Source organism: Erysipelotrichaceae bacterium 66202529, from assembly GCA_017161075.1.
Taxonomy (GTDB): domain Bacteria; phylum Bacillota_I; class Bacilli_A; order Erysipelotrichales; family Erysipelotrichaceae; genus Clostridium_AQ.
Genome location: CP046174.1, coordinates 53,787 through 68,068, shown reverse-complemented (window position 1 = coordinate 68,068; position 14,282 = coordinate 53,787). Strand labels below are relative to the sequence as shown.

At 38.6% G+C, this 14,282-nt stretch carries 14 protein-coding genes and 1 riboswitch; of the genes, 8 read left to right on the top strand and 6 right to left on the bottom strand.

Annotated features, from left to right (window positions below; genetic code table 11):
* Positions 1-11: 11 nt before the first annotated feature.
* The 5 genes from purE to GKZ87_00290 all read right to left on the bottom strand — a co-directional run bounded on the left by purE (position 12) and on the right by GKZ87_00290 (position 4,570).
* Entirely contained in the window at positions 12-512 is a 501-nt protein-coding gene (gene purE, locus GKZ87_00310) for a 5-(carboxyamino)imidazole ribonucleotide mutase (protein QSI24041.1), read from the bottom strand.
* A gap of 187 nt (positions 513-699) precedes the next feature.
* Positions 700-801: riboswitch (purine riboswitch) on the bottom strand.
* Between the two features lie 168 nt (positions 802-969).
* Positions 970-1,893: a DUF1848 family protein gene (locus GKZ87_00305; GenBank protein QSI24040.1), complete on the bottom strand. Its 924-nt coding sequence runs from the start codon at positions 1,891-1,893 to the stop codon at positions 970-972.
* A gap of 109 nt (positions 1,894-2,002) precedes the next feature.
* On the bottom strand, positions 2,003-2,113 hold the full coding sequence (locus GKZ87_00300; GenBank protein ID QSI24039.1) for an AAA family ATPase: 111 nt from the start codon (positions 2,111-2,113) through the stop codon (positions 2,003-2,005).
* A gap of 133 nt (positions 2,114-2,246) precedes the next feature.
* Positions 2,247-3,482, bottom strand: coding sequence for an aminotransferase class I/II-fold pyridoxal phosphate-dependent enzyme (locus GKZ87_00295; protein QSI24038.1), 1,236 nt, complete (start codon positions 3,480-3,482; stop codon positions 2,247-2,249).
* Positions 3,483-3,484: 2 nt separating this feature from the next.
* Positions 3,485-4,570: a bifunctional chorismate mutase/prephenate dehydratase gene (locus GKZ87_00290; protein QSI24037.1), complete on the bottom strand. Its 1,086-nt coding sequence runs from the start codon at positions 4,568-4,570 to the stop codon at positions 3,485-3,487.
* A gap of 529 nt (positions 4,571-5,099) precedes the next feature.
* On the opposite strand from GKZ87_00290, the gene GKZ87_00285 reads away from it, so the two are divergent.
* Together GKZ87_00285 and GKZ87_00280 are read left to right on the top strand one after the other, a co-directional pair.
* A complete protein-coding gene (locus GKZ87_00285; protein QSI24036.1) occupies positions 5,100-5,411 on the top strand; it encodes a PTS sugar transporter subunit IIB in 312 nt (103 codons plus the stop codon).
* Positions 5,408-6,055 (top strand): hypothetical protein, encoded by a 648-nt coding sequence (locus tag GKZ87_00280; GenBank protein ID QSI24035.1) that lies wholly within the window; start codon positions 5,408-5,410, stop codon positions 6,053-6,055. The genes GKZ87_00285 and GKZ87_00280 overlap by 4 nt, the downstream gene beginning before the upstream one ends.
* A 91-nt stretch (positions 6,056-6,146) precedes the next feature.
* Here the strand turns inward: GKZ87_00280 and GKZ87_00275 are convergent, their stop codons facing one another.
* Positions 6,147-6,893: an SIS domain-containing protein gene (locus GKZ87_00275; protein ID QSI24034.1), complete on the bottom strand. Its 747-nt coding sequence runs from the start codon at positions 6,891-6,893 to the stop codon at positions 6,147-6,149.
* Between the two features lie 37 nt (positions 6,894-6,930).
* Here GKZ87_00275 and GKZ87_00270 point away from each other — a divergent pair, with 37 nt between their 5' ends.
* The 6 genes from GKZ87_00270 (at position 6,931) to aroC (ending at position 14,262) form a co-directional block, all read left to right on the top strand.
* Positions 6,931-8,340 carry a 6-phospho-alpha-glucosidase gene (locus GKZ87_00270; protein QSI24033.1) on the top strand — a complete coding sequence of 470 codons (1,410 nt, stop codon included), beginning with the start codon at positions 6,931-6,933 and terminating at the stop codon, positions 8,338-8,340.
* On the top strand, positions 8,337-9,641 hold the full coding sequence (locus GKZ87_00265) for a PTS sugar transporter subunit IIC (GenBank protein ID QSI24032.1): 1,305 nt from the start codon (positions 8,337-8,339) through the stop codon (positions 9,639-9,641). Before GKZ87_00270 ends, GKZ87_00265 begins: the two co-directional genes overlap by 4 nt.
* Positions 9,628-9,939 carry a PTS lactose/cellobiose transporter subunit IIA gene (locus GKZ87_00260; protein QSI24031.1) on the top strand — a complete coding sequence of 104 codons (312 nt, stop codon included), beginning with the start codon at positions 9,628-9,630 and terminating at the stop codon, positions 9,937-9,939. Before GKZ87_00265 ends, GKZ87_00260 begins: the two co-directional genes overlap by 14 nt.
* Positions 9,940-10,097: 158 nt before the next feature.
* Positions 10,098-11,744 (top strand): AAA family ATPase, encoded by a 1,647-nt coding sequence (locus GKZ87_00255; GenBank protein ID QSI27840.1) that lies wholly within the window; start codon positions 10,098-10,100, stop codon positions 11,742-11,744.
* A gap of 404 nt (positions 11,745-12,148) precedes the next feature.
* Positions 12,149-13,162: a 3-dehydroquinate synthase gene (aroB, locus tag GKZ87_00250; protein ID QSI24030.1), complete on the top strand. Its 1,014-nt coding sequence runs from the start codon at positions 12,149-12,151 to the stop codon at positions 13,160-13,162.
* Entirely contained in the window at positions 13,159-14,262 is a 1,104-nt protein-coding gene (aroC, locus tag GKZ87_00245; protein ID QSI24029.1) for a chorismate synthase, read from the top strand. The genes aroB and aroC overlap by 4 nt, the downstream gene beginning before the upstream one ends.
* Positions 14,263-14,282: the final 20 nt, after the last annotated feature.

The following is a 14,282-nucleotide window of genomic DNA, read 5'->3' as shown; positions in this document are numbered from 1 at the left end:
TTCACCTTTCCCTATTCCACTTCAATGACAGAATCCTGAATGACCTTTTCAGCCATAGATTTCTTAAATTCCACCATTTTTTGAGCCATTGTCTCATCACTTAATGCAAGCATCTGTGCTGCCAGAATTGCGGCATTTTTTGCGCCTGCTTTTCCAATCGCAACGGTAGCAACCGGAATTCCGCCAGGCATCTGTACCGTTGACAGCAGAGAGTCCATACCGCCCAGTGCACTTGTCTGAATAGGAACTCCAATGACAGGAAGCGTTGTACTGGACGCGATAACGCCACCCAAATGAGCAGCTCCGCCTGCAGCAGCGATAATAACCTTGATACCACGATCCTTGGCACCCTCTGCCAGTTTGATAACTTCATTCGGCGTACGGTGTGCGCTTAATGCGTGTGCTTCAAACGGAATACCAAATTCCTTTAACTGGTTGAAACAGTTCTCCATAGTAGGCAAGTCGGAACGGCTTCCCATTAAAATACTGACGACAGGTTTCATTTCACTCATTTGTTTTTCCTCCTTGAAATAAAAAAATACATATCGTTTTCACCAATATGTACACTAAAAACCGTTTAATTGTGTAATTGTTATAGCGTATCTTCTTAAGACCATAAGTAAGACCCTCCTATAAAAATTATAAAGACGTACCTGCCTGCAATAGAAAAAGCAAACAAGTACGTCCCAGAACAAAAAGAAAGAGTAATTGTTTGCTTGTAGCCCGTTCTTTTACGGTGAACGGCTAGAAACTCCCTGACCTTATTACAGGGTATATACAAGCATGTATGTCAATACATGTCTATTTTACTAGAAACCTGATTTTATTACAATAGATAAAGTGAATTTTCTTATATGAATTTCTTAATTCTGGAATTCTGTATAACCGGATAGGTTATGTATGCGGTTTATTTTAAAGATTCTTTAACACCTTTTATTCTTACTGCATCCGATGAATTCTTATACATGCTTACAACAGTGAAATCTGACGGATACGTTTATCTTCCCTTATTGTGATGTGGTCTTCCTCGTTCAGGTGTCCAAGCAGCACACTGCTCTTGGGATCATGCAGCTTCATTCTTTCTTCAATCTGCTTTTCATTATAATTCGCATAGCAATACCGGCATCCATGTGGACAACAGTTATAATCACCAATATCTACAGACGGCATACAGCCACAGGTGGAACGCACGCTCTTTCCCTGAATATGATCCAAGGAATGCTGCACCAGTTTTTCAAGCACCTTTCGATCCATACAAAGACCCTTGTGAATATGAAAGGAGGAAAGGTCAATATCCTCAGCGCAGGTTTGTATATGCACAGCATAACGTTCAGCGACAGTTCCCAGGGCTCTGCCTATTTCCAGCATATCCTGTTCTCTCATTTTCTGAAGCTGCATGCGTTTCTGGTTTTCTGCTGTATTTTTATACATATCCACAAAAGAAATAATGACAGTATTCACATAGCCTTCCAGCTGACTGATCAGCTTATCAAAAGCTCGCTGATGGTATTCCACTGTATATTTTGGGGTAAGCAGTATCGGGTCATACCGAACGATTACACGCTCCCTTCCAAGCCGCAGTGACAAGTCTTTTATCGCATTTATAATTTCCTTTTTTGATGGTACATGTTCTTCTATATCCTGATGATAGGGAGTCAGTGTAATCTGGAACTGATAGGGAAAGGTTATTTCGTCAAGTCTGCTCATCATAGGAATCGGATTCTTTGTACAAAAGAGGATACAGTCAATATTGCGTTCATTCAGATAAATACGGCTGATTTGATGAGAATTAAACGGATTTCGTACATCGACATAGCCTTCCTGAAGCCGGTTAAAAAACCATGTACTGTAAAATGCCGGGATATCACAGCGCCCACTTACAAATAATATCATTTTCATTCCTCATTTCGATTCTTATAAAATATAGCGTAATCGTTCACATATCTGCATGGATTTAGTATTCACGAAACCTACGCTATATCAATGAATTCACTATATGATATCAGCCTAAATATCCTTTAAAGCTGTTATGACATTTTGTTTTATCTACATAATAATAGCCTTCATCTATCATAGCTTTGAAGTTCTCAATACCAATTGGCGAACGTTTCATATGATCAGCTCCCTTGTATATTTATTATACCACGCTATGAATCACGAACAAAAGAGAAATGGCACGGATAGAGTATGTAATACAAGCGTTATCAGAAAAAAGGCGATTCCATACAGAACCACCTGATTGCTTCTTATTTACACGTATCCAGTATATCCTTCATACGCTTTGCAAGACCCTTGCATTTCTCTGTACTCAATGAGCATACCGCAACACGAATACCTTTATTTACCTTCACTGTATAAATATGCTGTTTCATTAGCAATTCGTGGAAGGTATCCCGCAAATCATTATCTTCTATTTTTACAGTTACAAAGAAGCCTTCTTTATAAGGATAATAGACGAGTCCGCAGGCATCTGCCTCCGATGTGAAGATTTCACTTCTCTGCTTCAGTAAATCAACATACATTGCTTTTTCCTTCATATACGCATCATAATTTGTCGTGGTGACATACGTGAAGTTTTCCATGGCAGCATTTGGTATATTGCTCCAGGTAGCTCTTGCCGCTTTTTCAAATACGATTTCCACATCACGAACAGCTGCTTCTGCCTGCGCCATCAGAATAGCTGCTCCGCATCGTAACCCGTAAGAGGTCAATGCCTTACTGCAGCTGAAGGCAATCACTGCCATAACATTCTCAGTAAAACCATTGAATGTCTTAATATAATCGCGGCAATGCTCCAGATCATAAGAGAAATCAATATATGCAATATCATTCAGTAATACAACCGGTACTTCTCTGCTGCATTCATTCAGAAATTCCACAACCTCCTTCCATTCCTCAATACTCATAGAATAGCCGGTTGGATTATGGCATGGGTCATTGATTACGAGAAGCAGCTTTTTCTGCGTTTTCATAACCTCACGGCATGTCTCCTTTAAAGAAGTTAAGTTGAAATGATCTCCTTCAAATAAAGTATAGCTTTTCACGTTCAGGTTATCCATGGTAGCCATCAGCTTATAGCTTCCCCATGCAATTTCCGGAAGAATTACTGTTTCTCCCTCATCCAAAATTTCCTGCAATGTAATAGCAACAGCTCCGGTACCTCCCGGTGTCGCAATCACACTGTGAGCCAGTGTAGAGCCGGTTCCACCAACAATCCACTCATAAACCTGCTTCCGGAAGGAATCATTTCCAACAAAGCTGGCAGCATATGCTGCTTTTGTTTCCTTTGCAATTTCATTATAAGGTGTAAAAACACTATCAAAGGCTACGATTGTGCCCTCCTCATTATATAAAGAACCAATGGTTGCATCAACGACATGCTCAGCACCGATGGCAGCCTTCGCCTCCTTTGCTTTTTTTACGATAGCAAATACAGTATCCTCGATTGGCGTCTTATTGACATTCTCTTTAACAAAACTCATAGTTATCCCTGCTTTCTTTCTTCATTCTGGTATGCACCAAGTATTTTTACTTCTTCACATACCTCTTTTAATTCATGAATCAAATGCTGTTCCCTCGCTTCACCCAAATCCCCTTCGATTTCCACATAGAAATAATATTCCCACGGGCGCTCCTTAATGGAACGTGATTTAATGCTCTGCATATTAAAACCGTATTTTGCGATAATATTCATTGCATGAACAAGTGCTCCGGCTTTGTGATGTGTGGTAAAGGCTAGAGAGAAACGGTTTCCATGCGGTATCAGCTTCTTACTGACAATAATAAAGCGTGTCGTATTCTGCTCGCTTGTATTGATATCCTCAGCAAGGATATCCAGTCCATACAGCTCTGCATTTTCTTTTGCAGCAATAGCTGCCTTGGTTTTATCCTGTTGCTTTGCGACATACTCTGCAGCAAGTGCTGTATTCGGATATGGAATCAGCTCATAGCCACGGCCTTCAAGAAATTTTTTTGACTGGTAAATAGCCTGATCCTTTGAATAGACCTGTTTAATATCTGCAAGAGAAGCTCCCTTTATCCCTAACAGGTTTTGAGAAATCTTCAAATCATAAATATCATTGATGTATACATCATATCGCATCAGTAAGTCCAGAACCTCACCTACTTCACCAGTATATGAATTTTCAAATGGAATGACTCCATATACGATATCGCGTTCTTCTATTGCCTGAAACACATCTTCAAATGTTGCATAGCTTTTTTTTCGATGATCTGGGAACACCTTCTCAGCAGCAATATGGGAAAAGGCACCCTCTGTCCCGGAATAGCCAACCAGATCGCGATTGATAATAGATTTTTGATATTTTCTTGAAATAGCAAGCATATCTGTAATAAATTCTATGTAGCTGTCTCTGTATGCCTCCTGTTGGATATAGGATGTATTGTGTTCAATAACATATTGTTCTCTGGATGTATCCAGAACCTGCATCTGATGCTCCTGCTTATAACGGATAACATCCTCTACTGCCTGCATGCGTTCTTCAAAGAGTCTTGCCATATCTGCATCGATAGCATTGATCCGTTTTCGGGCATCATCTAGTAAACTCATAAGCTCACCCCTGTTTCCACAATATTATACAATAATTCCATATAATATCCTATCATAAATTCAAAAGTTACATGATTTAATGAAAAATCTTACAGTTGTAATGCAAATTTTCACAAATGCTGCTTTTTACCGAATGTAACGCATAACTATAAGAGAAGCGAATGTTTATCCGGTTCTTTTTCGTCTTTTGATATATGAGTTTCATGAAATACAAAATAATCAATGCTCATCCACCCTTTTGTATTTCATTTCCTTCCTTGTACCTTAACGTGAGAAGAATTGTATGTCCTATTATTCCATTTGTTTCTTCTTTATTACTGATTGTAGCTTATTCTCTTTTTTCATATCAATCGAATCATATATGACTATTTTCCATAAAATGGTTATTGTTTTTCTCTCACTATGCATTTACAATTTCCGAATAGATGTTATAATGAAATTAGCCGAAATTCACATATTGAACAATCCAATAGGGAAGATGGAATGCTTTCATTTTTAATGTGTTTAAATTAAAAAGAGGAGGATCATCATGATACATATTGGAATGTTTTGTTTTGCAGGAATGAGCACAAGTGTTCTGGTTAGCCGTATGAATGAGTATGCAGCTAAAAAAGGGATTGCATGTTCAATTGAAGCATATCCCGAAACTGAAGTTGCGAATAAAGCCAAGGATTTGGATATCGTTCTAATCGGTCCCCAGATCAAATATATGCGCAAGCGCATCGAACAGATTTGCAGCCCCTTAAATGTTAAGGTCATGGTTGTTTCCAATGTTGATTTTGGTCGTATGGATGCAGCGCATGTTCTTGATGAAGCTTTAAAGCTGATTGAGGCTGTATGATGAAGGAAAGCAGAAAAAGCAAAAAAGAGCAGCTGTTTCAGCAGTTATCAATACAAAATGCTGCAACCTTTCGAGGTAAATACTTGAACCGCATACGTCAACAGTTGAAATATGCGTCTCTTGGCAGAAGATTCTTTGCATTTCTCATCGATTTCGTATGCAGCTCCATTTTTATCACGCTTATGCCAATGCTGATAACCAGTATTATTACTCAGGAAAAATCATTTACAACAAGGAGTCTCATGAAGCTTCCAATGCCATTGCAGATACTTTGTTGTTTACTAGCTGTCAGTGCTGCGGTGTACTACTACTGTATCTATCCATCTGCTTCTGCACATAACGGACAGACGGTTGGCAAACGGCTTATGCATATCAAAATACAGAAGCAGGATGGCGGACAGATTCATATGACTGATCTTTTGAAACGTGAGCTTATAGGCTCCCTTCTGCTTGAAGGAGAAACTGCATTTCCTTCTGCATTTGTTCGCTATCTTGTATTTTTATGGATACCGGCCATACTAAGCAGGGGACTTATGATTACATCTGTACTCATTTCCCTTGCATCCATTATTTGGTGCGTAATAGATCAGCGCCGCTGTATGTTTCATGACCTTATAGCTAAAACAAGTGTTGTCGATATGTAAACATGTTTTTTCTTAACGGTAACATGTTTCAACATACCTCGATATGATAGACAAAAAGAACGAAACCTCTATAATGGGAATTAGAAGAGGTCTAGTTCTTTTTTTCGATATATAACTGCAGAATATATTCAAAGGCTAGAATCGTTAATGCGCAAAACGTGTCCGCTTCAAATAAAAGAGGGTGTCGGTTGCAGCTGATTTCCAAAACGAGATTGCTTCTCTTTGCTAACGTGCTATCAGGATTGGTTGTAAACAGGATTGTTTTGATATTTGAATTTCGGGCGATATCAACATTTCTAAGCAAATCTTCCGTTTCTCCGCTTTTTGATATCACGATGAGAAGACCGGCGTCTTTGTTCAGAGGGCCTGCATCATAGACATCCAGATGTGCGCCATTATATGCGATGAAACCAAGCATTGAAAGCTTACGGGTGATATAGTCACATGCAATTTCGGAGTAACCCAGTCCGAGGGAGCTGATGCGTTTATCCTCACTCTGCATGATGTATTCAACTATATTCCGCATTAACTCATCACTGTAATTACGCACAATATCTTTTAAAGAAAACGTAGAAGATTCTGTATTGGAAGAAGCCAGAGCATTTTTGATTTGAAACACCATTTCACTATATCCGTTATATCCTAGCTTTTTAACAAGCTTGAAAATCGTCGAGGTAGACACATAGTTGATTTTCGCTATTTCACGAATTGTGCAGTCTCCCTGTGAAAGGATCTGCTCTTCTATCGATTGAAGTATTTCAATCTCTGTCGCCTTCAGATTCGGATAGTTGCTGAAATTCTGTATGATCATACTCATCACCACTTTCGCTTTTTCCATTATAACACAACTTGGAATGAGAGGAGAACATACACAGATGAAAAGATATTCTATTGTTATTTGCGGGGGCGGCAGTACCTATACGCCGGATATGCTGGAGCTGTTATGCTTTGTACAAAAGGATTTTCCTTTAAAACGAGTAATGATTTACGATATAGATGAAACCCGTCAAAAACCAATAGGTGAATACGGAAAGATTTTATTCCGTGAATACTATCCTGAAGTAACATTTGATTATACTACGGATAAGGCCGTTGCATTTACAGATATTGACTTTGCTTTTGTTCAAATCCGTGCAGGCGGTATTGCTATGCGAAGCTATGATGAAAAAATTCCCTATCGCTATAACTGCATTGGACAGGAAACCTGTGGTGCAGGAGGACTTTCCTACGGTATCCGTTCTGTTACACAGATGATCGAGCTGATAAAGGATATACGTTCGTATTCACCAGACAGCTGGATTATCAATTACTCCAATCCTGCGGCAATCGTGGCAGAAGCAACGAAAAGAATATTTCCAAATGACCGTAAGCTGATCAATATTTGTGATATGCCGACACAGATTATGGATTCCTATCTGCCTCTTGTCGGAAAGAAAAGGCGTGATGTGGATCCAGTTTACTACGGTCTAAATCATTTTGGATGGTTTACGCATTTCATAGATAAGGAAACAGGCAGAGATGTGCTTCCTGAAATCCTGAATATCTGCAAGAGTGAACCGCAGCGTGTCCGTAATTCACTACATGCAATGTATCACAGCGATAAGCACTGGGGTGGAACCTTCCAGGAGCATCTGGATTTCGTTTTGGATTATCCTTATTCATTGCCAAGCACCTATTTACTATATTATCTGTATCCTGATAAGTGCCTAAAGCACTACAATGAAGCATATACACGCTATGATGAGGTGCTGAGCGGACGTGGGGAGAATGTAAAAAAATATTGTGAGGGGATTATTAAATTAGGAAAAATGCGTGGAACACAATATGATATCGGTATCCATATCGATCAAAATGCCGTTGATGTATCCCAGGCAACCTCTTCAACGATTGCCTATAACGATGTTCATGCAACCTATCTGATTGAGCTTGCAATTTCCATTATTCATAACAAGAATGATATTTGCCTTGTCATGGTAAAGAATGACGGTATTATTCCGAATGTGGACTCCGAGATGATGCTGGAGGTCGGCTGCCGCATTGGTAAAGAAGGAATTGAACCCTTACATATAGGTGAAATACCTGCTTTTGAGAAAGGTCTGATGGAAAATCAATATGCCTGTGAAAAGCTGCTTGTTGATGCAATTTTCGAGCATGACGATCAAAAGCTGCTTCAGTCCTTTACAATAAACCGTCTGATCAGTGATACAGATCGTGCAAAACATATGATTGAAGATTTCAAACGTGTAAATAAAGATTTCTGGCCAACATTTGAAAGGAGTGAATGATCTTGTCAAAATTTCTAAGCTCACTTGAAGAAAAAACGATGCCGATTGTCGAAGCTGTTTCAAATAACAGGATACTAATGGCTGTACGAGATGGACTTGTATTATGTATGCCTTTAATGATTGTCGGTTCCATAGCTCTTGTTATCAGCGATTTCCCGCTTCCCACCTTTCAGAATTTTATGGCCTCCCTATTCGGGGAAGACTGGAGCTGGTGGAGCGGTGTTATTTCCAGCTCAACTACAGGACTGGTAGCCATATTTACAACCTTTGGAGTTGGCTACTCCCTGGCAAAAAGCTATGATATTGATCCATTGCCTGTGGGAATGATTAGTGTAGCTGCTTATTTCATACTTCTGATACAGATCAATGAGGGGAGCGCCTTCTCTGCTGCAGATTTTGGTGCACAGGGTCTGTTCAGCGGTATGATTACCGCAATCCTTGCGGCTGTAATCTATGTAAAAATATTAAAAATGAATCTGGTTATTAAAATGCCGCCAAGTGTACCGGCATCTATTTCCAGATCGTTTACTGCCTTGATTCCCACAGCTGTAATTCTTCCGCTGTTCCTGATAATCCGCTATATCTTTATGCTGACACCATATGACAGTGCAAATGATTTCATATTACATGTTTTACAGATTCCATTGCTTGGTGTTGGCACATCACTGATTGGTACCGAGATTACTGCAGGCTTCTTTAATACCTTTTTCTGGATTTTTGGAATACATGGAACGCTGATTGTACAATCCGTTATGCAGCCGATCTGGGATGCTGCCAAATATGCAAATTTAGCAGCACATCAGGCAGGACTGGCAATCCCTTATATCGTCACAACAGAATACCTGGATCACTTCGTATTTCTGGGTGGCTCCGGAATTACTCTTCCATTGTGTTTTATGCTCGCATTCAAGTCAAAATCCAGGCAGTTAAAGGAATTGGGAAAGCTTGCACTCGTTCCCAGCATCTTCAATATAAATGAACCTCTTATTTATGGTCTGCCTATTGTTATGAATCCGATACTTGCCATTCCGTTCTTTATTACACCAATGCTTTCTATCCTGCCTAGCTATAGTGCCATGGCAATGGGAATTGTGGCGTCTCCTACAGGGGTAGCGATTCCATTTACAACTCCGGCTCTAATTGGCGGCTTTCTGATAACCGGTGACATTAAGGTAGCCATATTACAGCTTATTATTCTGCTTATGGCTGGTGCAATATATTTTCCATTCTTTAAAATTCTTGATCGTAAATGCGTAAAAGACGAGCAGACGCTTTTTGAGGAATCCGATGGAACAGAGTGAAGCTGTATGCTTTCAAATGATTGCCAGCATTGGTGAAGCTACAGCCTGTTATATGGAAGCTTTAGAAACGGCGAAAAACGGCGATTTTGTGAAAGCTGGATTGCTCATTCAACAGGGTGAACAAAATGCTTTGAGCTGCCATCGTGAACATGCTACACTACTAAGTGCTATGGCTAATCATGAGAAAATAGAAATATCTCTGTTACTGATGCATGCTGAAGACCAGATGATGAATGGTGAAATGATAAAGCTGATGGTGAAGGAATTGATAGAGGTATATCAAACAATCAAAGCCTGAAACTCCCCTTGCAGGGAGTTTTTTTACTAATCTATTTTCTTATCCCTATTTGATTGACTATTATAACGTATTGATAATGGCTAATTATATTAAAATAGGCTATAATATGCGTGAAAGAACAGGTGATATTTGTGAAACTGAAAATACCAACAGGAATTATGAATTATAGAGAATTGCGTACAAATAATTATTATACTGTTGATAAGACTCTTATGATTCAGGATTTTTTGGAAAGAGGATCCAAAGTTACCTTATTAACACGTCCTAGACGTTTTGGAAAAACTCTGAACCTTTCAATGCTAGCTGAATTTTTTGATATAACAAAAGAATCCTTTGAAATATTTAAAAACACAAAGATCATGCAAACGAAGTATGCTGCTGAAATGAATCAATATCCAACTATATTTATTTCTTTTCTAAACGCGAAAGGCGATGAGAATAATGTAATCAAATATATCAAAGAGGATCTGCTGCGTGAATATGAGCGCTATTCTTTTATCTGTAACAGATTGAAGGAACGTCAAGTTAGAAAATACCAAAGAATGATAAATATTTTTGATAATGAAAAAGAGTCTTTACGCAATGTTAATGACGCCATTTCTTTTTTAGTCTCTTGTCTGGAAGACTATTACCAAAGAAAAGTAATGATCTTTATAGATGAGTATGACACCCCTTTTATTGAAGCACATATGAATGGCTTTTATAATACCTTACATGTAGATTTAGCATCCTTATTGAGGACTGTTCTAAAAGGGAACGATTCCTTACAGTATGGTTTTCTCACCGGTATTCAAAGAGTTGCTAAAGAAAATGTCTTTTCTGACTTAAATAATCTCAAGGTATTTACAATAAAAGACAAAGAGTATGCACAGTATTTTGGTTTCACAGTTGATGAAACAAAAGAATTATTAAGTTATTATCATTTAGAATATACGCATGCTGTAAAAGATATGTATAATGGCTATAACATCGGAGGTTTAGAAATCTTCAATCCCTGGTCTATAATAAATTATGCGGATGAAAAAGAACTCAAACCTTATTGGGTTAATACAGGCTCCAACATAATGATAAAAAAGGCAATGGAACACTCTGGAAATATTTTCAGGGAAGAATTTGAAGCTTTAATACAGGAGAATATGCTTGTCACTCAAATAACTATGGAGACAAGTTTCTATGAACAATCAAATACAAGCAGTCTTTGGGGATTGTTTGTGAATGCAGGATATTTAACAATAAATTCTGTTATTGATTTAGAAAATAATGAGTATTCTGTACGTATACCAAATAAGGAAGTAGAAAAAGAATTTAAAGATCTTACTGCATTTTATTTACATTTAGAAACAAATGAATTATCCAATTTATATAGAGCAATTAAAACATCCAATCCGAATCTTTTCCTAGAGTGTTATAAAAAATTACTTATGTCCCCTGTTAGCTATCATGACCTTATAAATGAAAACAGTTATCACATGTTCCTACTGGGTATCTGTCTATACATTAAAAATGATTATGAAATCATTAGTAATCGTGAAGAAGGAAATGGTAGATGTGACATTATCTTAAAAGCTAAAACGAAGGAATTACTTTCTTATGTCATTGAATTCAAATATATAAATAGAAAAGAATATGAAAAGCATCCTAATATCTTAAAAAGCCTAGCAATACAAGCTATACAGCAAATCGAAGAACATCAATACGATATCGAGTTAACAGATGAGATTATATACATTGGCTTAGCACATTGCAGGAAGCATGTAGAAATGTTTTGGAAACAAGGAGATAATACGTTGCCTGTTCTCGTATAACGCAATAAGTATAAGAGTTAAAATTATATATCGGTATGTATGAAATAACAACTCGCGTACAAAACAGTTGTTCATACTATTAAAAGCGGAGGCACCTGCTTCCCTTTTTATTATTCAATATTGTTAAGACTTTTAAACACCATCCTATATTTACATTTAATTTTCATAAATTGAAATTATTTTCAGAAATTTGTGTTTTTTTCTTGTAATTATGCATAAAGTATATTATCATATTGGTAATTGGAGTGATTTAACCATGATACAGAAAGCATACTTTTATTACTTTGAATAGTTCGTTATAAAGCCATTGGAAGATCATGGTTATTTTCACTTTATAACGATAACACAAAAGCATCTGCGATAAACACAGGATGCTTTTTTTTCATAAAAGGGAGGAAATTGTTATGAAATTACACGTTGATTTAAAGGAGAACGGTTACGATATTATTATGGAACACGGCATTTTGTATCGGTTGAATGATCATATTGATCTTAACCGCAAGGTTATGATCGTTACAGACAGCGGGGTTCCGGAGGCTTATGCGAATATTGTCCGGGAACAGTGCAAAAAAGGGTATATTCATGTGATTGAACAGGGCGAAGATTCTAAGGATCTTTCTATATTTAAAGAAATCAATGAAAATCTGCTCGCACATAAATTTTCAAGAAAGGATTGTGTTATCGCTCTTGGAGGCGGTGTTGTCGGCGATCTTGCAGGATATGTGGCAGCCTCCTATATGCGTGGTATTGATTTTATTCAGATACCAACAACAACACTATCTCAAATCGACTCCAGCATCGGCGGCAAGGTTGCAATCAATCTGGATGAGGTCAAGAACATCGTCGGAGCCTTTTATCAGCCGAAAATTGTTTTTATCGATCCGGAAACATTACAGACGCTTCCCAAAAGACATTATATTAACGGACTGATTGAAGCCTTAAAAGCCGGACTGATCTATGATGCCTCCCTGTTTGAATTATTTGAACAAGGGGATATCAATGAAGACTTAGATACTATTATAGTAAAGGCTTTAAAGGTCAAAAAGGATGTTGTGGAACAGGATGAGCGTGAGCAGGGACTGCGTAAGATTTTAAACTTTGGACATACAATCGGACATGCCATTGAAAGCTATTACCACCTCAGTGAGTATCTGCATGGTGAATGTGTGGCATTGGGGATGTTATATTTTATTGATAATGAACAGCTGAAACAGCGAGTATTGCATGTTTATAAGCGTCTTGGCATTCGCACACAGGTTGACTTTGATCCGGAAGCTGTATATCAGCTTTTATGCAGGGATAAGAAAGCAGACGGCGACTATGTAACGATTGTCCGTGTAAGAGAACTGGGAGCAGCAGAGCTGGTGGAAACACCGCTTAGTGAAGTACATGATATATTGAAAGGAACAGCAGTATGAAAAACACATTCGGACATAATTTTACAGTAACGATTTTTGGAGAAAGTCATGGAGAAGCTATTGGCTGTGTCATAGACGGTCTTGCGCCGGGAATCAAGCTTGATATGGATTTTATTTCCTCCGTCATGGAAAAGCGGAAAGCGAAGGGAAGAATTTCCACACAGCGAAAGGAAGCAGATGAATTGCATATCGTCAGCGGATATTTCAATGGCTGTACAACAGGTACACCTTTAACGATACTGATTGATAATACAAATACCAGAAGCAACGACTATGAAAAGACAAAATACCGCTTACGGCCATCCCATGCGGATTATACGGCAAATGAGAAATATATGGGCTACCAGGACTATCGTGGCGGCGGTCACTTCAGCGGCAGGATTACAGCTCCACTGGTTGCGGCAGGGGCAATCGCATTGCAGGTGTTAAAGGAAAAAGGTATCTTGATCGGAAGTCACATTCAGAAAAGCAGAACCATACAGGATATACCGTTTTCTGAAAATATAGAGGAATTGCAGAAACAGATTGAACGCGTTAACAGCATGGACTTTGCTGTGTTGGATGAAACAGCTGCTTCGGATATGAAAGCGATGATAGAGGAAGCTGCTTCTCAGGGAGACAGTGTGGGCGGCATCCTGGAAAGCTGCATATGGAATCTTCCTGCAGGACTTGGTGAACCGTTCTTTGATTCTCTGGAAAGTACACTCAGTCATCTATTATTCAGTGTCCCTGCGGTTAAGGGAGTTGAATTTGGCCTGGGCTTTGGCTTTGCGGATTTATATGGAAGTGAAGCAAATGATGCTATTCTTTATGATCACGGTTTCCGAACTGCGACAAATCATAACGGGGGTATTAACGGAGGCATTTCAAACGGTATGCCTATCCGACTGCGTACAGTAATCAAACCAACGCCTTCTATCTATAAGGAACAGGATACTGTGGATTTAAAAACACATGAGCCGGTGAAGCTACAGATACAGGGCCGTCATGATCCGGCAATCATTCATCGTGCAAGAATCGTTGTAGACAGCGTGCTTGCGATCGGTGTTCTTGATCAGCTAATGGAGCGCAAGGCTACACTGGCTATGAAACAAGAATAAAGAATACAAAGGAAATTAAG